This is a genomic window from Rhizobium anhuiense, assembly GCF_003985145.1.
GTDB lineage: Bacteria > Pseudomonadota > Alphaproteobacteria > Rhizobiales > Rhizobiaceae > Rhizobium > Rhizobium anhuiense.
Window position 1 is genome coordinate 1 of record NZ_ML133539.1, and the last position, 25,291, is coordinate 25,291.

At 59.4% G+C, this 25,291-nt stretch carries 22 protein-coding genes; 11 read left to right on the forward strand and 11 right to left on the reverse strand.

Annotation, left to right across the window (positions count from 1 at the left end; translation table 11 throughout):
• Positions 1-161: 161 nt before the first annotated feature.
• The 3 genes from EEQ99_RS30260 (at position 162) to EEQ99_RS30270 (ending at position 3,766) form a co-directional block, all read left to right on the forward strand.
• Positions 162-869 carry a HamA C-terminal domain-containing protein gene (locus EEQ99_RS30260; protein WP_174824516.1) on the forward strand — a complete coding sequence of 236 codons (708 nt, stop codon included), beginning with the start codon at positions 162-164 and terminating at the stop codon, positions 867-869.
• Positions 866-2,956 carry a DEAD/DEAH box helicase gene (locus tag EEQ99_RS30265; protein ID WP_127431593.1) on the forward strand — a complete coding sequence of 697 codons (2,091 nt, stop codon included), beginning with the start codon at positions 866-868 and terminating at the stop codon, positions 2,954-2,956. Before EEQ99_RS30260 ends, EEQ99_RS30265 begins: the two co-directional genes overlap by 4 nt.
• A gap of 63 nt (positions 2,957-3,019) precedes the next feature.
• Positions 3,020-3,766 (forward strand): hypothetical protein, encoded by a 747-nt coding sequence (locus EEQ99_RS30270; protein ID WP_127431594.1) that lies wholly within the window; start codon positions 3,020-3,022, stop codon positions 3,764-3,766.
• Between the two features lie 158 nt (positions 3,767-3,924).
• Here the strand turns inward: EEQ99_RS30270 and EEQ99_RS30275 are convergent, their stop codons facing one another.
• From EEQ99_RS30275 to EEQ99_RS30300, 5 genes are all read right to left on the reverse strand, one after another.
• Entirely contained in the window at positions 3,925-4,590 is a 666-nt protein-coding gene (locus EEQ99_RS30275) for a DUF429 domain-containing protein (RefSeq protein ID WP_280178101.1), read from the reverse strand.
• 530 nt (positions 4,591-5,120) lie between these two features.
• Positions 5,121-6,407 carry a trypsin-like peptidase domain-containing protein gene (locus EEQ99_RS30285; RefSeq protein ID WP_127431595.1) on the reverse strand — a complete coding sequence of 429 codons (1,287 nt, stop codon included), beginning with the start codon at positions 6,405-6,407 and terminating at the stop codon, positions 5,121-5,123.
• Between the two features lie 138 nt (positions 6,408-6,545).
• Positions 6,546-6,875 carry a hypothetical protein gene (locus tag EEQ99_RS30290; protein ID WP_127431596.1) on the reverse strand — a complete coding sequence of 110 codons (330 nt, stop codon included), beginning with the start codon at positions 6,873-6,875 and terminating at the stop codon, positions 6,546-6,548.
• Positions 6,875-7,024: a dehydrogenase gene (locus tag EEQ99_RS30295; RefSeq protein ID WP_308422565.1), complete on the reverse strand. Its 150-nt coding sequence runs from the start codon at positions 7,022-7,024 to the stop codon at positions 6,875-6,877. Before EEQ99_RS30295 ends, EEQ99_RS30290 begins: the two co-directional genes overlap by 1 nt.
• Positions 7,025-7,305: 281 nt before the next feature.
• Entirely contained in the window at positions 7,306-8,220 is a 915-nt protein-coding gene (locus EEQ99_RS30300; protein ID WP_127431598.1) for an ABC transporter substrate-binding protein, read from the reverse strand.
• A gap of 457 nt (positions 8,221-8,677) precedes the next feature.
• Here EEQ99_RS30300 and EEQ99_RS30305 point away from each other — a divergent pair, with 457 nt between their 5' ends.
• Both EEQ99_RS30305 and EEQ99_RS30310 read left to right on the forward strand, forming a co-directional pair.
• Positions 8,678-9,778: a heparin lyase I family protein gene (locus EEQ99_RS30305; RefSeq protein ID WP_127431599.1), complete on the forward strand. Its 1,101-nt coding sequence runs from the start codon at positions 8,678-8,680 to the stop codon at positions 9,776-9,778.
• 84 nt (positions 9,779-9,862) lie between these two features.
• Positions 9,863-10,885: a S1/P1 nuclease gene (locus EEQ99_RS30310; RefSeq protein WP_127431600.1), complete on the forward strand. Its 1,023-nt coding sequence runs from the start codon at positions 9,863-9,865 to the stop codon at positions 10,883-10,885.
• 609 nt (positions 10,886-11,494) lie between these two features.
• On the opposite strand, the gene EEQ99_RS30315 is transcribed toward EEQ99_RS30310, so the two are convergent.
• On the reverse strand, positions 11,495-12,826 hold the full coding sequence (locus EEQ99_RS30315; protein ID WP_127431601.1) for a hypothetical protein: 1,332 nt from the start codon (positions 12,824-12,826) through the stop codon (positions 11,495-11,497).
• A 177-nt stretch (positions 12,827-13,003) separates the two neighbouring features.
• Between EEQ99_RS30315 and EEQ99_RS30320 the strand changes: the two genes are divergently transcribed.
• Entirely contained in the window at positions 13,004-14,665 is a 1,662-nt protein-coding gene (locus tag EEQ99_RS30320; protein ID WP_127431602.1) for a RecQ family ATP-dependent DNA helicase, read from the forward strand.
• Positions 14,666-14,731: 66 nt separating this feature from the next.
• Here EEQ99_RS30320 and EEQ99_RS30325 read toward each other — a convergent pair whose 3' ends face one another.
• On the reverse strand, positions 14,732-14,908 hold the full coding sequence (locus EEQ99_RS30325) for a DUF3606 domain-containing protein (protein ID WP_127431603.1): 177 nt from the start codon (positions 14,906-14,908) through the stop codon (positions 14,732-14,734).
• Positions 14,909-15,184: 276 nt separating this feature from the next.
• On the opposite strand from EEQ99_RS30325, the gene ku (EEQ99_RS30330) reads away from it, so the two are divergent.
• Genes ku (EEQ99_RS30330) through EEQ99_RS30340 form a run of 3 tightly spaced genes read left to right on the forward strand, consistent with a single transcriptional unit; the run spans position 15,185 to position 17,195 of the window.
• Entirely contained in the window at positions 15,185-16,102 is a 918-nt protein-coding gene (ku, locus tag EEQ99_RS30330; protein WP_127431604.1) for a non-homologous end joining protein Ku, read from the forward strand.
• Positions 16,103-16,117: 15 nt separating this feature from the next.
• Positions 16,118-16,927 carry a non-homologous end joining protein Ku gene (gene ku / locus EEQ99_RS30335; protein WP_127431605.1) on the forward strand — a complete coding sequence of 270 codons (810 nt, stop codon included), beginning with the start codon at positions 16,118-16,120 and terminating at the stop codon, positions 16,925-16,927.
• Between the two features lie 4 nt (positions 16,928-16,931).
• A complete protein-coding gene (locus EEQ99_RS30340) occupies positions 16,932-17,195 on the forward strand; it encodes a hypothetical protein (RefSeq protein WP_127431606.1) in 264 nt (87 codons plus the stop codon).
• Positions 17,196-17,265: 70 nt separating this feature from the next.
• On the opposite strand, the gene EEQ99_RS30345 is transcribed toward EEQ99_RS30340, so the two are convergent.
• Complete coding sequence (locus EEQ99_RS30345) at positions 17,266-17,448, reverse strand: hypothetical protein (RefSeq protein WP_127431607.1); 183 nt, start codon at positions 17,446-17,448, stop codon at positions 17,266-17,268.
• 189 nt (positions 17,449-17,637) lie between these two features.
• Between EEQ99_RS30345 and EEQ99_RS30350 the strand changes: the two genes are divergently transcribed.
• A complete protein-coding gene (locus tag EEQ99_RS30350; protein WP_127431608.1) occupies positions 17,638-18,279 on the forward strand; it encodes a hypothetical protein in 642 nt (213 codons plus the stop codon).
• 194 nt (positions 18,280-18,473) lie between these two features.
• Positions 18,474-19,280, forward strand: coding sequence for a class I SAM-dependent methyltransferase (locus EEQ99_RS30355; RefSeq protein WP_127431609.1), 807 nt, complete (start codon positions 18,474-18,476; stop codon positions 19,278-19,280).
• A 149-nt stretch (positions 19,281-19,429) separates the two neighbouring features.
• Here EEQ99_RS30355 and EEQ99_RS30360 read toward each other — a convergent pair whose 3' ends face one another.
• The 3 genes from EEQ99_RS30360 to EEQ99_RS35265 are packed head-to-tail and all read right to left on the reverse strand — an operon-like array spanning position 19,430 to position 24,877.
• Complete coding sequence (locus EEQ99_RS30360; protein WP_127431610.1) at positions 19,430-22,696, reverse strand: error-prone DNA polymerase; 3,267 nt, start codon at positions 22,694-22,696, stop codon at positions 19,430-19,432.
• On the reverse strand, positions 22,693-24,204 hold the full coding sequence (locus tag EEQ99_RS30365; protein ID WP_127431611.1) for a Y-family DNA polymerase: 1,512 nt from the start codon (positions 24,202-24,204) through the stop codon (positions 22,693-22,695). Before EEQ99_RS30365 ends, EEQ99_RS30360 begins: the two co-directional genes overlap by 4 nt.
• On the reverse strand, positions 24,125-24,877 hold the full coding sequence (locus tag EEQ99_RS35265; protein WP_127431612.1) for an ImuA family protein: 753 nt from the start codon (positions 24,875-24,877) through the stop codon (positions 24,125-24,127). The genes EEQ99_RS30365 and EEQ99_RS35265 overlap by 80 nt, the downstream gene beginning before the upstream one ends.
• Positions 24,878-25,291 lie beyond the last annotated feature (414 nt).

Genomic DNA, 25,291 nt, shown 5'->3' on the forward strand with positions numbered 1-25,291 from the left:
GCGACGTGATGCGGTGCTGCGCAGCCGAAATGGCTCCGCACCGCAACCCGCCGCTACCGCCCCGAACACAGCAACCCAAAACCGCCGGAGCGAACTCAAAACTGGATAAAACTTGGGGGCAAGGTCATTGCGAAGCCCTGGCAGAGCACCTGATCGCGTGGATGTCGGACTACGCCCTCAAAGAGGACGAACTCGATGTGAATCATGCCAACTCCTACGTGAAGCTGAAGCAGGCGGCCGTCAGAGTCTACACGAGCGACAACTACAAGCGCCGCGGGGAGATAGGCGAAATCCTGCTGCATGCCATCTGCCGGGACTTCTTCGGCACGATCCCGATCGCACCGCGCGTGTTCTACCTGACGTCCTCGAATGACGTGGTTAAGTCATTTGACATGGCACACGTCCGGTATCTCGGCGAAGGCAAGTTCGAACTCTGGCTGGGCGAAGCGAAGTTCTACGAGTCAGGATCGGAGGCGGTGGCTGCGGCGATCGAATCCGTAGAAACCCATATCGAACAGGGGTTTCTCAGAAACGAGAAGCTGATCATGGGACCGCAAATCTCGAAAGACATCAATCACCACACGGAAATCCGCGAGCTCTTCGCCAGCGAGACGTCCATCGATGATCTGATCTCCGCGGCCGTGTTTCCCATATGCATCGCCTGCGATAGCCCTGCCGCTGCCAAGCACAAGATCCTGGACAATGCTTACGTCGATAATCTGAAACCGGAGTTGAAGACCCTCGCCGACAAACTCGAGCGGTCCGGGCTGCAGCACAAGATACGGATATTGCTGATATACGTTCCGCTGGGATCCAAGACAGGCCTTGCGGAAGCCTTCGAAAGGAAGCTGAAGGGATTGTCCGCATGACATTCGAAGCGGTTGACTGGCGTGAGGTAGGTCGAAGCTCCGGCGACGACCTCAAGCGAAGCGTATTCCGCCTCCTGAGATCTGCGTCGGCGGCGATCAATGGCGCCGATGCCGAGGACCCAAGACTGCTCGAGGTCGTTCCTCGACTTGCCGATCTTATAGGCACTCGGCCCGAACTCAACAGCTTCCGGGAAGCCTACAGCGCGCTCGCCCGAGCAACTGGATTGTGGAACTACATCGACAAGAGCGCAGCCGACACCGCGGACGCCATCGTTGCGGAAGCCGTTACAGCAGATGAGCTGGGTGTCACGTTCCACAGGGAGCAGATCGCCGTACTCAACGATCTTCTCGTGGGCCGCAACGTTATCCTGAGCGCTCCAACTAGCTTCGGAAAGAGCCTGCTGATCGACGCACTTCTGGCTACCAACAGGTACAGGAGGAGTGCGATCGTCCTGCCGACCATCGCACTCCTCGATGAGTTCCGCCGAAGGTTGCGTCGACGCTTCCGGGATCGCTTCGATGTGATCATGCACCCTGGCGATGTCGTCGGTGACGGTCCCACGATTTTCCTCGGCACCCAGGAACGGCTCCTGAACCGCGACGATCTCGGTTCTCTCGACCTGACGGTTGTGGACGAGTTCTACAAGCTGGATGCGGATCGGAAGGATGAACGGAGTGCGTCCCTGAATGCAGCCGTCTACAGGCTCCTCGCCCGGTCCCGCCAGTTCTTCTTCCTCGGCCCGAACATCGATACGGTCCGCGTCTCGGGGGCCGAACGATGGCAGTTCAACTTCATAAAGACACGCTTCGCCACCGTGGCCGTCGATACCTTCGATCTTCGAGGAAGCACGGACAAGCACGAGCGCCTCCTGGAAGAGATCGGCAAGGATGAAAACTGGCCTGCTCTCGTGTTCGTTTCCAGCCCCGACAAGGCAAACGCATTGGCGTCGGAGGCAGCGGACGAGATGGCCGTCACCGAAGGACGCGGCGAATTTGCCGGCTGGCTTGCCGAGAACGTGGGTAGCCGATGGTCAGTGGTTCGCAGCGTGAAGTTCGGCTTTGCGGTTCATCATGGCAGGATACCGCGAGCGATCGCATCGCATATGGTGCGTCTCTTCAACGCCGGAAACCTGCCCGTCCTGTTCTGCACTTCGACGCTGATCGAAGGCGTGAACACCGCCGCCAAGACCGTCCTCATCTACGACAAGCAGATCAAGCGCGCCGACTATGACTTCTTCACGTTTTCGAACATCAAAGGGCGGGCTGGCAGGCTCGGCGAACACCATGTTGGCCGTGTATTCCTCTTCAACGAACCTCCGGAGAAGGTCGAGATGGAGGTGTCGCCCACCGTCTTCTCCGACGACGACAATGCCCCGGACGACTACGTTGTGTTCCTTGAGGACGAAGACAAGTCCGAAGTTGTAGAGGACCGGATTTCCGAGCTTAAGAGGAGCCTTGATCTCGATCCTGCCGGATTGCGTCTTGCGGCGTCCATCGGCCTGGAAGTCGTGGCTGAGATCAAACGCATCGTGGAGAACAGGCTACGCTTCAGCAGCCAACTGGTATTCAGGGGACAGCCTAGCTACGACACCATCAGGGTTCTCGTGAACGTCATCACGCAGGTCAAGAAGGTGAGCGACTACGGAGCGAAGTCGGAGGCGCAACTCGTCCTACGGATAAGCCGCCTCCGCAAGGCAAGGACCATGAAGGAATTCCTCCGCGAGCACGATGACACGCTCAAAGAAAAGGAGCAGGACTTCGATTTGGTGTTCAAGTTCCTGCGAGCATGCGAGTACGGCCTTCCGCAAATCTTCTCCATCATCGAGATCTACGTGAAGCGGAAGCATCCGGAAGCCGACTATCACCTGTTCCTGCATAGTCTGGCCCGTTGGTTTCGCGCGGAAGAGCTCAAGAACCTCGATGAGGAAGGCGTCCCGATACAGATCACGGAACGCTTCCATAGGAGCGGTGACACCTATTCCTCACTCGTGAGTCGGCTGTCGGCGGCCGTGACGAACAGGTCATCGCAGCTTTCTGAATTCGAGCGAACTTGGGTCGCCGACGCCCTGGATATACCGCTTGGATAAGTGCTGTTCTTCCCCGTACCTCGAAAACGATCTAACTTCGGCGGCGAAACCGGAGGCGAACCGATGAAAACGTATGCCTTGCTCTGCATGGCCGCTGCGGCCCTTACCTGCGCACAGTCAGCGCAAGCTGTCTGTTACGACGTCTCGAAGCAGGAGCCCTCCCAACTCAGCGGCCATCTCAGCCATCACATATTCGCGGGACCTCCCAACTTCGAGGATGTTCAAAAAGGCGACACGCCCGAGCCCGGCTATATTCTCAAGCTTGATCAGCCCATATGCATCACGGGTGACGACTTCGCTGATCCACAGCACATGTTCGACGAAGTGCAACTCGTTCCAAACGAGACGACCGGAAAGGAGATGTCGCGGCTTCGGGACACTGATGTCTTCGTCGAGGTCGTCAACCCGATGGCCGCGATGACGGGTCATCATCACCGTCCGCTCCTCGCATGGGTGAAAGCAATCTCCTCCGGCCGGGATATTACCGAGAGCTATGGAACGGCCGCGACGACGATCGAAGCGTTCTATACCGCCCTACACTCTGGCGACGGCAGGCTCGCATCGACATTTGTTGTTCCGGAGAAGACGAGGAAGGGACCGTTCAGTCCGCAGGCGCTGACTGGCTTCTATGGATCACTGTCCGAGCCGATCACGCTGGTCGACGTCCATCGGACCGGCGACAGCCGTTTCGCTGTCAGGTATCGGTTCCGCAATGGCAAGCAGGCATGCGATGGATCCGCGACAATCACCACGGTAAAGCGCGACGGGCGCGACTTCATGCAGGCCATCCGGGCGCAGAATGGTTGCTAACCTTCACGAGCTGGACTGTGTCACCTGGAACCTGAGAGCGACGCGGGCAGGTATCCAGATCGCCGACTCCACATCCCCGTACGCCTTCGCCCGCCCATCCATCATGCATGCTCCAACCCAGGCGCAGACGACCGCGTCGAGCGCATCCTCGAATCCCTTCATTTCGAAACCGCGTGCATCTGAAGACGGCAGCGACAAAGCATCCCTCGCTCCTTGTATTCGAGCATCCAGCAGCGTGACGATCCGCCTCCAGGTTTCGAAGAGGTTTTGCCGCCGGACAGCGGGGCTTTCGTTCGGCAATACTTGCGGCTTTTTGAGTGCTTGTACGGGAGCCGCCGATCTGCCGAGGCCAATTCGATGAGCGCGGGATGCGGATAGACCTCGAGCAGCGCGCGGCCGCTCGGGTCGGACACCGCGAGCGGATATCCGGCAGCCTCGAACCTGATCCTCAGCTCATCACTAAGCTTTCCCGGGCGTGTCACGCTAGGCGTGTGCGTGCTCGCATGCCTGGCTCCGTATTCAGAGGAGATCAAGTTGTCCGACGTGCGGCGGCCGATTATTGGGGTCAATGATAGTGGCATGTCGATCGCAACCAAGTCGACAATCCCGCCGAGTTTTCCGTGCGCTGCCGCGAGCAACGACGGCACGTCCGGAAGCGAGCCTCGGTGGCGAACAATAGGATCGGCATCTTTGTGAGAGACGAAGGCAGTGTAGGAGCTCGCGGCCTCGACGAGCCGCCAGCCGGAGCCAAGATCGACAATCAAGGCAGCCCCGCTCGGTTCGTGCTCAGTCCAAGCGGCGTCGATTCCCAGAACCGCTCTCAACCTCGCCTCCCTCCTCACGTGGGCCGAAACGCACAATCACTTTCGCAGGTAGCTCTTCTGCCCTCCGTCGGTCATGCAGTACCGACCTCCCTTCGGACCTGTGCAATATGCTCCGGATCGACAGGAACAATCCGCGCCGACAGCGGGAGACATTTGTGATGTGCTGCCGCCCAGAAGGCCAACGGCGCCTCCCATGTACGCTGAGCATGACCGCTTGCTCGCGGAGACCGAACCATCATTGCAAATGAAGGTGTCACCCTGACATCCTGCGATACCGCCCTTCCTGCCACTGCAGGGAGTGTTCGCAGCTTGTGCCGCCATTGCTATCGCTAGAAAGATGGCTGCGGCGCCCAAAAACAAGCTCGTGCCGCAAGCTCCGTTCAACGTACCTTCCACTTTAACACCTCTCGGACGCGAAGGAGTGATCGAGGACGCTCGCGACCTTGTCCAGCTCTGTGTCCGGCGGACCTCATCGATGTCGCGAACCAAGTGGTACATCCTCTCGCACCTCGTGAGTCCTCTCATTGATGTCAGTCGCAGCAGACCTTGCGGACGTAAGTGTTTCCGAAGGTCACCATGGCATCCTTCGCGATGAGCCCGTGCGTCTTGAGAGCGTTTGACAGATCCTTCGCTTCCTGCTCGCCGTAGACATCGTGCAGTGTCACGGCGATCCAGCCGTTCGCCGCCAGATGTGCCGCGAGCGGAACCGACGAGGCTTTGATGAACGAGCGGGCGTCTTCGAGTGTCCGGAAAGATTTGATCTGCACGAAGCGTCCGTCACCAGCAGGTTCCTCGAATTCATTCACTCGAACCCACGAATAGTGCATATACCCACTGAATCCTCCGATGGTGACGCGATACCAGTCGCTTAGTAGTTCAGTGACCTCCACGGGACTTCCGTTTGGCGCCTCTCCGATCGTCTTCGCATCCCCGTCGGCCGCAGATTTGATCGGCGCTATTCCTTTGGGATGACGCACGAAGCCACTTCGAGCCCTAGGAACTTCGAGCGACGCTTGAACGGTAGCGGCATCGGCAGCGGGCAGATTGACAGAGTTTGCCGGAGGCTGAGTCTGTAGAGAATTCGGCGTCTCAGGGGTGAAGGCCACGCGCGCGTCGGCCTTGGGATAGCACAGGATCTGGAAGACCGACGGCGTGACGCGATCAGCAAGATCGGCTGTCGACAAGGCTTCCGCGTTCTCAGTTGTATCAGCGGCTTGATCAACGAGACTCTGAGACTGCAGGAACAACTCGGCAACCGACGCGCGGATCGCGAAATTCACGTTCTGAGCAGTGATACCGATGTCGTCTGCGATCTTCTTGGACAATGTCGCGCTCGTGATCCCAAGAAGGAATCCGTTGCGATCCACGACAGGGCCACCTGAGTTGCCTGGCTGGATTGGTGTCGAGATCTGGATGTATCTGGTGTCGTTGCGGATTCCCGCGAGTGCGTTCACGTTGCCCGTGGTGATCTTCACAGAATCCGCTAGCAGCGTCGCCAGAGGGTATCCCACGGCAACGATGTCCTCGCCGAGCCTTGTTGCAGACTTTCGGAATGCCAGCGGCACTAGTGGCTCGCTGGCCGTGATCTTCACGACCGCCAAATCATTGGTCGCATCGATGCGGGGATCCGCGGCATCGCCCTTTCCCTTCACCTCGATGCGTCCGCAATCCTGCACCACATGAGCATTGGTGAGAATCCATCCGTCCGCTGTGACCGCGAAACCCGTTCCCGAGGACATGGGTTCGTCGGCAAAGGATTGCGAAGCGATGGCCATCGACAGGCCAGCGGCGCTGATTACGCGGCAGATGACAGACATGCGAGCTCCCCAGACCCGTCGGAAAGTAGAGCCTTTGAGGTGTCGATTTCAACCTGATCTTGCAACTTTGCTTAATGGTCGGCGGGGTCTCGTGTGGGCTGGGTCCGAATTGCCCGCCTTGCCGAACGAAGTAGTCACCTAATTCCTGAAGATCGTGGTGATCTCGACGCCGCTGTCGAGGACAATCCATAGGGTCCGAACGAGATCGGCAGCCTCGAGGAGCGCTGCCGACATCCGCTCGTTAGATTGTCGCTCTATGTGATCTGCAACCGCGTTGAGGCCGACGATCGCGTCGTGTCCGGTCCCGCTCCCCGGGATTCCGACCTGCTCCCGGAGATCGCTCACTGTCGTTATCGCGCGGAACAGCAGTTTCCGAACTTCTGAAGGCGTTACCCGTTCGATTTCGTTCGCAGCCCTTACAAGCTCGGCGACGAATGATGGGATGCTGCTGTCGGGCGTTTGAACCATCACTGCTCGAATTCGGCGCCGGGCATCCATCCGCGGGTATAGCCTTTTCCCATGCAGGCCTTCGCGATGGCGAGCTGCTCCTGAAGCCGGACGCGATCCTGAAGAAGGGCTTCGATGGTGGCTCGTGGGTCGCCGCCGTGCCATGCCATGGCTGCGTCCACTGGATTTGTGTCGGCTGTGTTATCTCGTTGAGCGAGCATCGTCAGTTCCTCATATATTCGGAGAAACATGCTCCACGAAGGGTCGCTGAGCTCGAGGGCAGCACATTGCGACTACGTATGATGGCGGGAGCACCTTGAAGGTAGCGATGGGACCGAGTCGCCGCAAGCGTTGGTGGCGTCGTCGGTTCAATGCCGAAGATCCTGCCCCGCCTGCCGAAAGGTGGCAATCTCCGGTCCGGCAGCTCGCAGGAGGAGCTGACCGCCGGTTATTACTCGATGACCTCATCCGCGATTGCGAGCAGCTCCGGCGGAATGGGAATCCCAATCTTTCGGGCAGCGCTGAGGTTGACGATCAGCTCGGGTTGTTTGACCCATTCGATGGGCATGTCGCCCGGCTTTGCTCCTTTGAGAACGCGATCCACCATCCGGGCCATCTGCCGCGCTGCGGCTGCGAGGCTCGTGCCGTAGGCGAGCACCGGCTCGTAGCGGGCGAGGTCTCTGCCGAACATCGTCGGCAGCCGTGCGGATACCGCCCCTTCGATGATCCTCGCGCCATAAGTGCTGGTGCGCGGCACTTCGAGCGACAGCAGGGCGTCTGCCTGCTGGCCGGTGAAAGTCGCGAAGGCTTCCTCGATGTCTTCGGATCCCTTCAGCAGTACCATCTGGGGAGACAATCCCGCAGCCCTGGCTTCCGCCATATAGAGGTTCGGCAGCGTATCCGGCACGCCTGCATCCCCGAGGATCGCCAGCCGGGAGAGGCCAGGCACGGTTTGCTTGAGGATTCTGATTTGTTTTTTCGCCTGTTCCGGGTCGTAGTTGGTTGCGCCTGTGGCGTTTCCGCCCGGCCGATCCGCATCGGTCACCAGACCGGCGGCGACGGGATCGAGCACGACTGCGAAGACAATAGGGATATCCGAAGTTGCGCGACGGACGGCCTGGAACGTCACCGCGCCGATCACGGCGATGACGTCTACCCCGAGAGCAATCAACTCCTCGGCGAAGCCTGGGAGGCGATCAAATAGGCCTTCCGCAAAACGGGCTTCCATTTCGAACATTTGACCGTCGATATACCCTAGCGCGCTCAGGCCATCGCGGAAGGCGGCGAAGCTCGGATATGATCGGTCACCTGCGAGCAGTATGCCGATACGCGGGATTCCCGAACCGATTGGCCGTGCCGCAGTCATGGCGTTCCCTCTTACGCTGCATGAATGATGGCTGAGGTGGCACACGATAGCATCCTTGGATTACCGGAGGAAGCACGGTGGCCGCCCTCGTCCATCAAGGCCGCCGCGGGGCGGCTCAACAAGGATATGGGACAAAGCTCTGTATGGGGGCTGGCGCAGTCGGCGGCACGCTAAAGAGCCGGACAGCCTGGGTGAAGGTATTGCAACCTGCCCGTCTGTTCCCGAAGAGCGTGCTGATCCGGACGCCGCTGTAGAGGGCAACCCACAGAGTCCGGATGAGATCGGCTGCCTCCAGGAGCGCTGCCGACATCCGCTCGTTCGATTGTCGTTCGACGCAAGGCTCGGGGGCACGCGGCAGCTAACGGTTGCTTTCGCCCGAAAAAAGTCTGCGGGCGAGATATACAACTTAGAGTGAACATGGTAGTAGTTCTTCATCTCATTGAGCTGGGGGATGCAGATGAGATCAGTCCTTTTTGCGGTGATAATCACGACAAGCGGCGCGGCGTCTGCTGCTGGACTAGACGACCATTTTGATGGCTCGAAACTGGATGTCTCAAAATGGACGACGCAGCAGGTTCTCTCGCACCAGATCGAGTTCACCAAACCCGGTCGCTGCGGGAGCGCTGCCATCGACATAGTCACGAAAGAAGGCGACGACGGCCTCGAATGCGAGGACGATTGCCAGAGGGCGGAACTGCGAACGGTCAAGAAGTCGTGGCCGACCTTCGGTGACGAGGTGTGGTACTCGTTCAGCTTCAAGATCACGGGTGACGTGCCATCCACGGGCAGCGCAAGATCCGTCATTGGACAATGGAAAGGTCCGGGCGACAGCAGTCCAATGATCGCCCAGCGCTTCGACAACGGCGTCTTCCACATCACCGTCCAGGACAACGATGTCCGACGTGTGGTCGCGAAGGCGGAGGGAGATCCCGACGCACTTCTCACCGCGCAGAACCTGCTTGGAAATCTCGAGTTCAACGAGCAGAACGTGAATGCAATCAAGTCCCTTCAGTCCCTCGACCTTATCAGCAGGAACGCGCCGGAAGTCTCGAAGCAATTCTTCAGCCAAAATTTGATGCAGAGCATGGGCCCTGAGGCGAAGGATTCAGACGCCAAGGCCCTGTCGCAGGCCCTTGGGCTCCCCGGCGATGGAGACCTGGTCTCCCAGTTCCGGTCGCTCGCTTTCGTCGCGGAGCCGGAAAAGTACATCGGCAAGGCGGATATCGAGATTGTTCCGGAAGCAAACCGCCCGCTGCCCGATCCACGCAAGGGCTGGGTCGACATGATCTACCGGGTAAAGCCCGGCCGCACCGACAACGAATATGGTCCTCGGCGTTCCGGCGAGATCGATATCTGGGCGAACGGAGAGAAGATCGTCTCGGTCAAAGGCAATATCGGGGCCACCTTGAAGAAGAAGGACAACTTCCCTCTAGCCGGGCCATACTTCAAATTCGGCACCTACAGGCTCCGTCTCCCTGGGTCCTTCCATTTTGAGTTCGACGAGTTCTCGCAGTCGCCCACAAGGGCTGGTCTCGCACAGCTCTGCGCCACGCACTGAGTACTATCCCCTGGTCGCTGAGGCGACCCATCCGCCAGGCCGCACAGTACAAATGTCCATGAGCAAATCCCTTGGGAGGCATAGATGCTGCGAACGCTATTTATCATTTCTTCGGCGCTGTGGTCGACGGCGGCTTATGCCTGGTGGGACGAAGGCCACATGCGCATTGCAGCCATGGCCTACGAACAGCTCAGCCCAGCCGCCAAGGCGGAGGCCAACCGTCTGGTCAGGCTGAATCCTGACTACCAGCAATGGGTTCGTGCCATCCCCGACGCTCCGGATCACCAACCGGTCGATGTCGACCGCTATACCTTCGTGCGAGCAGCGGCATGGGCCGACGACATCAAGACTTACGCTGCCTACAGGACAGCAAGCGATAGAGCGAAGGACGGACCTAAGACAGCGCAGGCTGGCCGAAATATCGGGTACAAGGATCTCCTCATTCACGGGTACTGGCACTTCAAGGACATCGCGTTTCGGATCGATGGCAAGCAGCCGCCCGAAGGCGACCCCGTCGATGCGGTCACGCAGATCAAGCTATTCACTGATGCCCTTCCCAAATCTTCCGGCAAATCGGACGACGTACGATCGTACGATCTCGTCTGGCTGCTCCATCTTGTGGGTGACGTCCATCAGCCGCTGCATGCGGTTACGCTTTTCGATGACAGGTTCACAAAGATCCATGATGCGAAGCATGAGCCGGACACCGGAGACCGTGGTGGCAACGAGATCAACGTCATTCCGGCGACCGGCGTCCCAGTGAACTTGCATGCTTATTGGGATTCAGAGTTCGGCGGGTACTCGACGGTGTTCGGTGCTCTGTTCGATGGATTCGATACCAAGACCGTTGATGGCGTCGTCGTTTCGACCCCGAAGATCCCTGCCCCGCCCACCGACAAAGCGGCTATCTCCGATCCGGCGGCATGGGCACAGGAAAGCTTCGAACTAGCGAAGACCTACGCCTATGCCGATCCAGTTTTAAAGGGCGACAGGCCGGAGCTGACCAGGGACTACGAGAAAAATGCGAGGAGCACATCTGAGCAACAGGTGTCTCTTGCGGCAACTCGATTGGCAAATCTATTGAACGCCGCACTTGGAGGTCCCTGAGCTATTTGTGGCTGAGGTAGGGGCCCTGCAATGTTGAAGCGCTTGCATTCATCCCGATCCCAGGTCACGCTTGATCAGTCAGAGACAGGATCACAGCGCCAATGATGGACTGCATTTATCTAGTTGACGAAGATTCGGGCAGGATCGTTCCCGTCGAGGCCGGGCGATATCGTGTCGTGCGTAACAACGATCAGTTGACCCGCACCGTTCTTGAGCAAGCTCGATGGCACCTACGTCACCCAAAGTTGCTGGCTGAAGGAATAGGTTCGGTCGACCTGGGGTACGTAGATCTAGGCAACCCCACGCGCTCAGACTCTTAGGATTCGAACGAAACTCGAAAACCACCGGCTTGATGCCGTTGATGAACGCACGCGGCCCTTGGATGTGGGTCGGGGATCGCGCGAGCGAGACCTCGCCTTCGGCATCGCGGCAAAGGCTTACGTTCTTTTTGCGCTCCGCCCGTACGATGTGCTGCTCGATGATAGATCCGCAATGCCGCCGCAAGGTATTCTCGCCCACGTCGGCCGGTTATGCATTGCTCAAGGGATCGGTGAGGACGGACCTTCTAGTAGGTTCAGTTCGGCGTACCATATGCATTCGGCCAGAGTGTCATACTGATGTTTCAGGCCATCCGGAAGCAAATTGGAAACGGCCGACATAATAGGTGCGATACAACCAGTCGAGGTCGCCCTCCCATTCCCTGATGGCGTCGCTGAAATCACCGGTCCGACGTCGCTTATTGTTTCTGACAAATGCGGCGATCGAGACTGCGATCTTCTGGAGCCGTGCGGGGCTGCCCTTCGTACCCCAATCAGTCATATAGGACTTTGGAAAAACCGGGGGAAGTGCACCCTCAAATACCCTCGCCAATATCCCTCGCCGAACTGCTTCGGGTTCACCTTGAACGCGGCCGACGCGGTATTCCAAGAATGCGAGCATCCCTTCCGGAATAACATTCGATAGCGAAAGCAGCCCATTCCCTCCTTTCGCCTCCGTCGAAGGCCATGGGAACCGTCCCTCATCCATTTCGACTGCACGTCGCTCCCATTCCAGGTTCACATCGTTGATCATCTTGTTCGCGGCAGAATGCGACGCTCGCAAAAGAGGATTAGCAAGTATCCTGATCGCATTCTTCCACATGGCCAGGAGTTCGCTATTGCTCCGACCACTCATCGTGGCTACCTCAGATGGCCGCTTCTTCCTGCGGTCGCCGTCAGGGACCACCCGGGGCAATCTCAATTTTCCTGAGTTCAACTTGGCTTTGGCGACAGGGGTTAGGCGGAGCGACTTGCCCTGCTTGGTGATCGCGGCAGCGCCGTTGAGTGCATCCATCGCTCGCGAAAAATTGCGCTGCGCCAGCTTCTGTCCCTCTACAGGTTTGCAAGAGCATGCAAGGTCGAGAGGATATCCAAGAAGCTCGGACATGAGGGGAAGCAGTTTCCCTTGCCGCCGGGGCCCTCCAGTCGCGAGTGTTTGAACGACAGCCCGCATGATGGCGGCCGGATCCGGAATGTTGTCGCGGGTAGCCACTGGGATAGCCTGCCCGGCCTTCTGTCTGCCTGGAACTCTGGCTTCTACTTTGAGAAAAAATGGAGTTGATGTAAGGAAAGATCGTCCGGCCTCCGTCAGAGCGATTTCCACGCACGGAAATGTGCCCTCGACACAGTGCGCCAACCCCCTTTCGACTAAACTTGAGCTGAACGCCTGGAACTGCAGTTCGCCAATGATGCCTAGTCGGCCACTCACGAGCGGGAATGACATTTGACCGTCGATCCGAAGCGACACCGTTGCTCCAGGTTCGGAGGCGACCACTCTGATAAGTTCGCGCTCCAGCCGGTCATGCGCTGCCATCATGTCGCGCTCCTCGATTGAAGGCGGTACGGGTTCGGCGGCTGTTTCTTTAATCATTCCGGCTCCCTGGGCGATGATTGCAAAATCCATGTTTTACCTGCCGGAATCTAGTCGGAATTGTAATTTCGCGGAGCAGGCAGCAGTAAAGACCACGTCGCAATGAAGTAGGCCGGGCGAAACCGCAGCTCATCGGGACGTCGTGGTTACACTTTCGCAGGCACTTTCCTTCAGAATGGCGAGCTCAGACAACCGGTAGAGTCGCGTTCATTGGCAAATTGGGAAGACACCCGCCGTCTGGTGCTGGAACGGGACGGTTTCAAGTGCGTATCCTGCTCGACGAAACTGAAGTCGCGCGAGGCTGACGTGCATCACCTCCTTCCGAGATCCATGGGCGGATCCGACGAGCTTTCGAACTTGGTGACACTATGTGACGGCTGCCACGCCGCTCATCATCCCAATCTAGCCGGAGGGCTGGCGAGGCGCGCGATCGAACGCTGGGCGATGCGGCTGGCCCGCTGGCTGGATCGGGACGCACGTGGCCTTGAAGCCGGAATGAACTTCGGACCTGTCTTGCGCCTGTTCGGTGTCTCCCATTTCAGGAGCGGGCAACTTCCGATCGTCCTAGCGGCGCTCGCTGGGAAGTCTGTCCTCGTAGTCAGCCCGACTGGATCCGGAAAGTCGCTGTGCTTCCAAATCCCTGCCATTTTGCGGAATGGTTGCACGATGGTGATTAGCCCGCTGAAGACACTGATGGCGGACCAGGTTTCTGGACTTCTCCGGAAGAAAATTCCAGCGACCTTCGTCAACAGCGGCCTGGGTGCCGAGGAGAAGGAAATACGGTACGACATGGTCCGTGCGAATGCGGTGAAGTTTCTGTATCTCGCACCCGAGCGCTTCTTCGTGAAGAGCCGGGAAGAGCGAAAGGCGCTGGCGGAGAGGCGACCCGAATTCCTGGTCGTGGACGAAGCCCACTGCGTCGATGCATGGGGCCGAGATTTCCGGCCAGAGTACGGTCGCCTTGCTGAGGTCCGTTCGAAGCTTGGTTCTCCGCCGATCCTTGCTTTCACGGCGACCGCAGGTCAGGCGATGCAGCAGCGGATCTTAGCATCGCTTGGGATAGAGGACGCCGAAATCTTCGTTCGAGGAGTCGATCGGCCGAACATTGCCATGGTTCGCTGGCGGGCGGCGCCGTCGGAGCGGCATCATGAGATCGCATCGCTGTTGCGGCTCCCGGTGTTCGCCGGACGAAAGGTCATGGTCTTCGTTCCGACCGCACGCATCGGCCTGGAACTCCAGGCCGACCTCAAGAACAACGGGCTCAACATCCCCTTCTATCATTCCAAACTGGGGAACGAATGGGACCGTCAGGAGCTCCTCAAGCGTTTCCAGGGTGAAAGCCTCCCCGTGGTAAACCACATCATCTGCACGAACGCCTTTGGAATGGGACTCGACGTGCCCGATGTTCGGCTGGTGATCCATTGGCAGCAGCCCGCTTCCGTCGAGGACTATCTGCAGGAGTTCGGTCGCGCCGGCCGCGATGGTAAGCAGTCTGTCGCAGTGACGCTCACCGATGGCGGACGTGGCCCGGGCCGGGATATCGGCCTCCTCCGGTTCATGGCCGATAAGACTGCAAACGGCTCCGGTTTGGACGAAATCAGTGCTCGTGCCATGCTGAAGCAGAGGTACTCGCAGATCGAGGATCTGTCCAATCTGCTGTCTTCAGGGGATTGCTTTCGTCAAGGAATTGTCGGGTATTTTGAGGGCCCGAAGGTGAGGCCCCATCCGAGCCTCGGGATGAGGATCCTTAATTGGGCGTTCAGCAAGGAAGCCGCGCCAAAGCGTTTCCGGTACTGCTGTGATGCGTGTGCACGCGTGGATCCACGCCTGGAGAACCTGCCGCAGCATGTCACTTCCGTGTTCGTGAAATAGGCCGATGGTAAGTCGCCCCACACGATGACGGGAGGCGATGCCCGGTTTTCGGCGAGGATAGGCTCTCTAGTGGCGGCCGATTTCGGCTTCCACTTTCTTTCGGGAGTTGCCCGTCCTCTTCACCGCTTTCTTGACGGCGTCCTTTGAGACACCCTCTTTTCGGGCTTCGTACTTGACCTCGTGGTCCTGCCCTGCTGCAACCTTCGCACGATCCTGAGAGCGTCCGCGGGATGACTGCGCCATCGAGTTTCTCCTTGTGTTTATGAATCACAGAAGAAACTCACAGGGATTCCGGTAGTTCCCTGGAGACGCGAAGCTGCCCTGGCTCGCCAACTGAGAGGTCCCGGGGGGTTTTGCTACCACAGCCCTTATGAAACGGCCTCCATACAACCAGCCGGAGAGACAAGCCGCTGCCTGAAGGAGATTCCGTAAGCCATTGAAAAATGATTCGTTTCGAGTCGGAACGAATCACCTTCGCACGTCTTTGAGTCGCGACCTAGCGATTCGGAGGATCCGTCCATGGCATCGGGACATCGCGCGCAGTGGAAGGGCTTCTTGCGGTTTGGGGAGGTAAGCTGCGGCGTGGCACTCTACACGGCCGCCAGCACGTCCGAGCGCATCACGTTCAATACGATCAACTCCAAGACAGGCAATCGCGTCAACCGTATCTTCGTCGACAGCGAGACCGAAGAAAGCGTGGAGCGGGATGCCCAGACGAAAGGCTTCGAGATCGACGACGGCCAATACATCATCATCGACCCCGAGGAAGTGGCCGCGACGATTCCGGAAAGCAACAAGACGCTTGAAGTGCAGGCCTTCATCCCCTGCAGCGAGATCGACGACATCTATTTCGACAAGCCATACTACCTAACACCGGACAAGATGAACGCTGACGCCTTCGTTGCCCTCCGCGAGGCCATGAAAAGGTCCAAGGTCGCCGCAATTGCGCGTGCCGTTCTCTTCCGGCGAGTCCGGACGGTGCTCATACGCCCGCACGGCAGGGGCTTGATCGCCACCACGCTCAACTACGACTACGAAGTCCGCTCCTCGAAAAAGGCTTTCGAGGAGATGCCGAAGCTGAATATCGAAGGCGAGATGCTCGACCTTGCGAAGCACATCATTTCGACGAAGAGAGGAGAGTTCAATCCGGCGACATTCGACGACCGGTACGAAGCCGCCCTGGCGGAGCTCGTGAAGGCGAAGCTGGAAGGCAAAGCGCTTCCGAGGCCGAGGAAGGTCGAGGTCTCGAAACCGAACGATCTGCTGGCCGCCCTTCGCGAGAGTGCCGGGCTTCTCAAGGCTGGCGCGGCCGGAGGCAACAAACCGAAACGCACTGCCGCCAATGCCAACAAAGGCAATGGTCGGGAGCGCGCCGCGCGCGGAGTGGCCTCGAAAGCCGCCTCTTCCGGAGCTGCTCCGCGTCGCAAAGCAAGCTAACAGGAGATCGCGGCTATGGCTCCCTATTATTGGAAAGGGTATCTGAAGCTATCGCTCGTCACATGCCCCGTTGCGATGACACCGGCGACGTCGGAATCCGAGAAGGTTCGCTTCCATACGCTGAATAAGGCGACCGGGAACCGCGTGGTTTCGCGGTATGTCGACTCCGTGACTGGGAAGCCGGTCAAGGACGAAAACGAGGCCAAGGGTTACGCGCGTGGCGAGAATGACTATGTCATCCTGACCGAAGATGATCTCGACCGGGTCGCGCTGGACACCGTGAAGACGATCGACATCGAAAAGTTCGTGCCGGCGGACTCCATCGAGTGGACCTATCTCGAGAAGCCCCATTATCTTATGCCTGACGACCCGGTTGGCAACGAGGCATTCGCCGTCATCCGTGATGCCATGAAGGCGGACCAGGTATTCGGCGTCTCGAAGCTGGTGATGGGCCGCCGCGAACGCGCCGTCATCCTGGAACCCCGCGACGAAGGAATTGTTCTTTGGAGCCTGCGGTTCGGCGACGAGGTGCGGCCAGAGGATTCGTACTTCGAGGATATAGACGAAGATGCGGATCCCGACCTCGTTCCTCTCGTCGAGAAGCTCATCAAGCGGAAGTCGGCTCACTGGTCGCCGGAGATGGCCAGCGATCCGATCCAGACCAGTTTGCTCAAGCTCATCGACGAAAAGAGGAAGGCGCTGAAGCCGAGGAAGGCGGTCAAGGGCAAGGCGCCTGGGATCGCCCCCTCGTCAAACGTCGTCAACATCATGGACGCTCTCCGGAAGAGCCTCGAAGCCGATCTCAAAGGTCGGAAGGCAGGATGATCTCATGCATCTGACGAACACCAAAGTTGCCCACGAGAACGGAGGCTGGCGCGTCGACTTCCTTGGAGACGATGGCGATGCGGTTACCGTTCATGTAGCCGATGCCGCCTACATCGATGAGGAGGCTGCGGTCGAACGCGCACGCGCCATCATGGTGCAGTTAACGGCGTTCGGCACCCGAGGCGGTGGTCGAAGCGTGAACACCTACGATGCCGCGAGCAACGGGAATTTCGACGACGAGCTGCCCCTTCTCGATACTCGGCACTGATCACTCCGCCCGCGCCCCTATTCCAATCGCATTGCGCGGGCTCCGAAGAACCGCTGTGGTCACACAGCATTCAGCTCGATGCGTTGGCCTTAGCGGCTTCGATCTCGCTCAACTGCCATTTCCAAAGGCAAAAAAGCTTGTCGTCCGATGGCGAGACACCGGCGGCGTCCAGAGTCCACTTCCGCTCCATCGCCTTGAAGAAAATTTCATTCTCGCGTCGTTGCAACTCTTTGGAGTCCAGACCTTCGAACATGTGAATCCTTTCATGGTTGCATTTGTGTGCTCTGGCAATGAACCGGCAATTGATGGTGGTTCGCAATCGTGGGGCACGTCAACAAAGAAATGTCCGATCAGAGGTGCCGGAGTTCATCTCCAGATTACTTCGAGTTCGCCAACCGGCAGCCCATTGAAGCGCGCTCCTTCCAATCCCATCTGCTCGCCTATGCCCCGGACGAAGACGAAAACCAAGGAAGGCGATGATCCCGAGCTGATCAGGGAGTGGTCACTTCCCGTGGAGGCGACGCTCGGATCGGCTGTAAGGGTGAAGGGAATCCTGCAGGAAATCCGGTCTCGCCTGCCTCCCGCAGTCAGGAAGTCGCTGGATATGCAGTCGAGCGGGCTTACCCTCGTCATGCCAGAGATTTCCAAGACTGCGTTCCGCGCGACCTCGTCGATGGTGTCCGACGCGCTCCGGGAGATCTCAGGCCTTCCCATCATCCCTCGCGAGATTGAGGACATTCTGGGGATTACGGCTTCTGAGAGGAAGCGGTGGTTGGAGGACGGCCGTCTCCCAAGCGCTGGAACTCGAACCGTCAGGCTTCAGGGCCGAGCGCGGCGGATCACCTTCCACATATTCGATCCGCGGGTTGTCGAAGACCTGCTCGATCGCGGTGCCGTGGAGGAATGGCGCGAGGAAGACGCGGCGGCGAAGGCAGAAAACCGGAAGCGTGCTGCATACCAGGCGAAGCTGACGCGTTCGCTGAAGAGAAAGGAGAACGTCAAAGCGGCTGATCCGATCGCTGACGATGCTGCAACCGGGTTGAGCGGCTGGGAAGAGTTCGGGAGCGAAGGCCTGCTGCGGTAGGATTGATGGTCGCCGCCTCGGCGAATGACCGCTGGAGGTACCGTACTTGGTAAGGAACGTTGGTTGCCACCCACGTTGCGATATGGTGTGATCGGAAAGCACAACGATGCTGTTAGGAGCTGGTGTGACGGCGATACGCGCGACCTGAATGGCCGTGTGACGGTCCATTCTTGGCGGAGGGAGGATGGCGAGCCATGGAAACAGCAGAACTACGATATAATTGGGCTGATCCCGACGTCTACGAGACATTCATAGGGCGCTGGAGCGAACATCTGGCAAGCCCATTTCTCAGCCGTGCCAATGTTGCTCGGGGCGATCGCGTGCTCGATGTAGCATGTGGGACGGGAGTGTTGTCGAAAGCACTGGCCGAGGCGGGAGCGCATGTGATCGGTGTTGACGTATCGGAGGGATACCTGGAAGGAGCTCGTCGTCGACGATCCCACCCCAATATCGCATATGAACATGGCGATGTTCGGCAACTGCGGTTCGACGCCAATTCTTTCGATGCGGCAGTTTCCACCTTGGCCTTGGACGTTATCCCGGAAATTGAACAGGTAGTTGCCGAGATGAAGCGCGTGACCCGTCCAGGCGGCGTGGTCGCGTCCGCTGTTACTCAGTTCTTTGGTGGCATGCCCGCCTTCGACCTCGTCATTAACATCGGCGCCGTGCTTGAGACCGACTTCGCAAGGCTGAGATCCATGCGGGCGGGGCGCCAGCTCTTCTGGCCGGATGGTCAGGCGACGTTGTGGCGGAAGATCGGCCTCGTTGACGTGACTGAGATTCCTATTGTCGTGGATTGCGAGTATGCGTCCTTCGCGGACTATTGGGCCACCTTCACCGCCGGCCCAGGCAGCACCACAAGCACATTGATGGCACTTTCTGACGACGCTCACGGTTCGATCGAACAGCATGTTCGTGCTGGGTATCTGGTTGGATTGCCCGATGGACCCCGGTCATTTCCTATGATGTTCCGTATCGTGCGTGGCTTGGTCCCAGCTTGACACTGGAGAGCACGCATTGGGGCCTGCGCCGGCCCGGTGTAAGCGGCACGATCGCTCCTCGGCAGCCGAAAGCTGCCAGGCCGCAGACGGCCCGAGTTCGGGCAGTGCGCCAAGTACGGCCAACGTCCCCCTCGTTGGCGCCAAGCTGCCTAATGGAAATTCCTGCCCTTCACCTTCAGCGTGTCGATATGCAGATCTCTGACAAAGATATCTCGCGGATGCGGCGGCACTGGCTTCGGCCTGTCCCGTGAATCTGGACTGCCCGGCGAGCCATGCGCGAACTCGTCTCCCCTGCCCGTCGGCAACTTGAATTCGCTGTCGCGATCGGCCAGACCCGACAGATCGCCAGAGAGGTCGAAGAGCTGCTGTGCAACGAGGTGTACGACATCCCCTTCTCGTTGAATCCGGCCATTGATGGCCATCATGGATGATCCCAGCACGATGCGGCGGCGCTTTTCAAACAGCGAAGGCCACACCACCAAGTTCGCCGGCCCCGTCTCGTCCTCGATGGTGATGAACATGACCCCCTTTGCCGATCCTGGCATCTGTCTCACCAGGACGAGTCCCGCCGTCATCAGCCAGCGACCATCGCGCGCGTTCATGGCCTCTGAGCAGGTGACGATGTTTCGCTCCTGCAGGTCGCGGCGAAGGAACGTGATCGGATGCTCGCGGAGGGTTAGGCCGACGTGGCTGTAGTCTTGGACAACGTTGTGCCCTTCGGTCATCTGCCGCAGATGGACTTGCGGCTCCTGTTGTTCGGGGATCACCCTGGCCTCGCGCTCGGCAGCGGCAGCAAACAGCGGCAGGGGCTCGTCACGGAGCCCCTTGATGGCCCAGATTGTCTCGCGCCGCTGAAGTTTCATTGATGGTAGGAACGCGTCCGCCTCCGCGAGCTGGTTCAGAGCTTCGGTAGGCACGCTCGCCCGCCGCCAGACATCATCGACGCTTTCGAACTCCCGGTCCATGCGAGCCGCCACGATCCGCGCCGCATCTGCTACTGCCAGTCCCTTGACCATTCGCATACCGAGCCGCACGGCATGATCGTCCCGATCGCCGATGGGCTCGAGCGTGCAGTCCCACCGGGATTTATTGATGCAGACCGGGCGGACCTCCACGCCGTGATTTTTGGCATCGCCGACGATCTGCGCCGCCGCATAAAACCCCATCGGCTGCGAGTTCAGCAGCGCCGCGCAGAAGACGTCCGGGAAGTGACACTTCACGTAGTTGCTCGCATAGGCGATGAGCGCAAACGAAGCGGCATGGCTCTCCGGAAAACCGTAGCTGCCGAATCCTTCGAGCTGACCAAAGGTCTTCTCCGAGAATTCTGGTGAGTAGCCGTTTTTGATCATCCCCGAAACCAGCTTGTCCTTGAATCTGGATACGCCGCCCGTGAACTTGAAAGTTGCCATGCTCTTCCTGAGCTGGTCGGCCTCGCCACCCGTGAACCCGGCGCAGACCATGGCGACCTTCATGGCGCTTTCCTGAAAAAGCGGGACCCCCAACGTCCTGCCAAGAACCGCTTCCAGTTCCGGTGTCGGATATTCAGGTTTCTCCTTGCCTTCGCGCCGACGAAGATAGGGGTGCACCATGTTGCCCTGGATCGGGCCGGGCCGGACAATCGCAACCTGTATGACGAGGTCATAAAAGGTCTCTGGCTTCAGACGCGGTAGCATTGACATCTGCGCCCGGCTCTCGATCTGGAAGGTTCCCAGCGTGTCGGCCTTGCGGATCATCGCATATGTCGCCGGATCCTCCTGAGGGATCTTCGCAAGGTCGAGATCCTCATCCTTGTGTTCGCGGATCAGGTCGAATGCCTTGTTCATGCACGTCAGCATCCCAAGCGCGAGCACGTCCACCTTCATGAATTTGAGCGCCTCCACGTCGTCCTTGTCCCACTCGATGATCTGTCGATCCTTCATCGTGGCGGGTTCGATGGGAACCAGGTCGTCTAGTCGGTCATGGGTGAGGACGAAGCCGCCGGGGTGCTGCCCAAGATGGCGGGGGGCTCCCATGAGTTGCCGGGCGAGCTTCAGCGTGAGCGCCAGACGACGATCGTTGGGATTGAGATTGAGTTCCCTGATGTTCCGATCAGGCAGTTCTTCGGACCACGACCACATCCCGGATGACAGAGCCTTGATCACGTCCTCGGGCAGACCCAGGGCTTTACCAACGTCCCTGATCGCACCTTTTGCCCGGTAGCGGGTTACCGTCGAGCAGAGAGCAGCCTTGTCCTTGCCGTAGGTCTTGTAAATCCACTGTATGACCTGCTCGCGGCGTTCGTGCTCGAAGTCCACGTCGATGTCAGGCGGCTCGTCTCGCTCCCTCGATACGAAGCGCTCGAACAGCAGGTCATTCGTCTCCGGGTCGATGCTGGTGATGCCGAGGATGTAGCAGATGGCAGAGTTCGCGGCCGATCCCCGCCCCTGGCACAGAATACCCTCCGAGCGGGCGAACTTCACGATCGAGAAGACCGTCAGGAAGTATGGCGCGTATTTCATCTCCTTGATCAGATCGAGTTCATGCTTGACCGCCCGGAGCACCTTCCGTGGCAGGCCTTCCGGATATCGATCCGGAATGCATGCGCGGACATAGTGCTCGAGCGACTGCTGGGCAGTCATGCCGGGGACAATCGCTTCCTCTGGATACTGATAGGTCAGCTCCTCAAGCGAGAACTTGCAGCGTTCGACGATCTCCATGGTGCGGGCAAGCGCGTCCGGGTAGCGCGGGAACAGGCGCCCCATCTCCTCCGGCGGCTTGAGGTATCGGTCTGCATGGCGCTCGCGCTCGAAACCTACCTCGTCGATTGTCGTGTTGTTGCGGATGCAGGTGACGACATCCTGAAGCTGACGGCGGCTGGGTTCGTGAAACAACACGTCATTGGTGACGACGGTGCGAACCTTGAACTTCGAGGCGAGGTTCGAAATCTCATGCAGACGCAATTGATCGTTTGGCCGGCGGCGGAGCGCGAGCGAGACGTAGGCCCGATTGCCGAAGATCTCCGACATCTTCCTGAGCTGGACTGCACAGGTCTCGTCCGGGAGATCCGGCACCAGGATCCCGATGAGGCCGTGCGCGTACAGGCCAACGTCATCGAGGTGAAGGATGCAGTTATTCTTCCCGCCCCTACCCTTGCCGAGCGTGATGAGGCGCGTCAGTCGCGAGTACGCCGCCCTGTTCGTCGGGAAGACGAGGATCGACATCCCGTCCTGCAAATCCAACCGACACCCGACTACAAGTCGGACGCCCGTTGCGCGCGACGCTTCCAGGGCGCGCACGATCCCTGCGAGGCTGTTGCGGTCGACGACCCCTAGGGCATCAATTCCAAGCTCCTTGGCGGTCGCGAACAACTCATCGGCGCTGCTTGCGCCCCGAAGGAAGCTGAAATGGGTCGTGACCTGGAGCTCGGCGTACTTCATGCGAAGATCCCGTGAATGAACCACTTGTGGGAACCAGTCTCTGGATCGATGCCGTCGCCGGAGCGGAACACCCAATAGCGCTCGCCAAGCTCGTTCTCGATAACAAAATAATCGCGGACGGCGTCGAGCTCGCTGTCGCGCCTCCACCATTCTCCGAACACGCGCTCCGGGCCATCTGCGCGCTTCACCTTGTGCGTCTTGCCACGCCACGTGATGCTTCGGGGCGGATGGTCGGGCAGAAGGGCGATGGCGGTGATGTGGTCCGGGCGGTCAAGCAGCCGGACGGGTCTCCGCCAATGATGACTCCAGCTCTCCTCGATGTCGGCAGCCGCTGGAGCTACCCGGGCGACGCTGCGTTCCGGGACATCCGATGCCAAGGGTGCGACCCGGTAGACCCGCTGGCCGCGGTTGCCCAGTATGTCGATCAGCGGGGTGATGTCGGTCATATCCTCGTCGACCAGCGAAGACGATTTCTGCTCCTCCTCAAGCGGCTCCGAAAGAATGGCAATGAGCGTCAGCCTCTCAATACCGAAGCCCGGCTCGATCTTCTCGGTGCGGTCCCTGAACAGCTTCGTCAGCCATGCGACATCGCGCGCGGGCTTGGCGGTGCCGGCACGGATCGCCTGTCGGGTGCCGTCGACCTTCTCGACAACGAGATCGGTGCAGCGGACACCGAGACCCTTCTTCTGCAGTTCTGCGACGAGCTGGACGACAAGATGTCCGACATACTTGTTGATGGTCTCAGCCGCTCCGATCGGCTCTGCAAAAGCTCGGGAGACCTCCACCTGTTCAGGATCGCGAATGGGATCGATGGGTTCGGAAAGGCGGCCAAACATCTGGTCGAGCCGCCGCCCGATCTCCGGGCCAAATCGAAGCGCGAGTGGAGCGCGGGCCGTGTTCGCAAGCTCGCCGATCGCTTGGAAGCCAAGCGTCCGCAGATCGCTGACGATCTTCTCCGGAAGTCGGAGCAATGAGATCGGAAGCCGCTCGACCGCCCTGGCAGTCTCGCCACGGGGTACGTTGACAGTCTCGCGGTTGATCGCACGGGCGCAGGCGTGAGCCGCTCCCCAGGTATCCGCCACGGCGACACGAGCAGTCAGCCCCTTCGCGCGGCACTGATTGGCGACGCGACTGAGCATTGGCTCCTCCCCACCCTGCAGGTGGTCGGCGCCCTCCGTGTCCATGACGATGCCATCGATGCCATCAACGGCGACGATCGGGGAGTAGACGGTCAGCGCCCACAGCGCAATGCGTTCAAGCGCAGCAGCGTCGGCGGCAGGATCCGCTTCGACCAGCATCAGGTTGCGGAAGATCGCCTGAGCCTTCGCCGCAGCCATCCCTGTCCGCACTCCGACCTTCCTCGCGGCATCATCCGCCGCGGCAACCCAGCGCTTGGAGCCGGACTTCGCGATGACCGCAATTGCGTGCTCAGGCGGAATAGAGGGATCGGCGCGACGTATTCGATCCGTCGCCAGATCCGGGAGATAGATGGATACGACCCTTGTCATCGCAGGCTCCAATTTCAAACTCAGCACACTCGCCCGCACGCGATCTCATCAATTCAAGCAGCCACCTTGCCCTTCCCACGCCGGGAACCGGGAGATCCTCTGACGGCAGCACACTGACCCGCCATCTCGTCGTCGACGCCGTCGGTTGGCCGAAATCATTCACCTCCGTTTGTCGCCGCCAGCGTCTTACCGCGATCGCCATCGTGCCAGTCTTCTCCGCCGCGAGCTGCAGACGACGCGAAGCCGTCATCGGGAGGCGAACGAGTTCACCAACGACCGCACCCAGACCTCCGTAGGAAAGACATTCCTCCATGCTCGCGAGTACGTCCTCCTCCTTGTCGCCTTCGACGAATACGACCCGCTTCGGATGAAGACCCGCCTGCGCCAGCGCTGGCATAAAAAGGTCGGGTCTCGTGAGGCACCAGACGATCTGTCCCTTCGTGCGAGCCGCTACCCCTGCAGCGAAGAGGGCTGCGGCGGAACCGTCCACGGTGCCCGAGCCGCCTCCCGCGAATTCATGCAGTGCGCCGTGAGCGAGGCCACCTCCCGGCAGCACGGCGTCGATCTCGGGCACACCGAAGGGCAGGCAACCTGCTCGCTTCGCTATGCCGCCGCTGAGAGCAGCGATGCGTTCGCGCAGGTCAGCGAGGACTTGCTCGCGGGCAGCCGACATCGTTTGCGAATTCCTTCCGAAATCGCGATGAAAAGGGACGGCTTCATGCCGTGTTAATGCGAATGTTCTCCGTATGTTCCTTTGCGAAGGCGACGTCAAGATGGGCTGACATAGGAATATCGTCTCGCAATTTCAGCGACACCTAAGATTCTCCCGATGAATCAGAGGCGTAGGCAAAGCCTGTAAGTCAGCGGCTTTTTTTAAAAAATATGAGGAAACGGAGTTGATGTATCCCCGCAATGTCTCCCAGCCCGCAGCCAACGGCGAAGCTGCTCGCTAGCTTTCTCGAAACCGAGCTACGAGATCAATCAGGACAGCGTCGGATCCAAGACATTCGGCGCAGATGCCTAATGCATCTTCATCGAATTCGTCCTTGCTCCTCGATTGGCGACAGCAATCACACACGACTGCTCC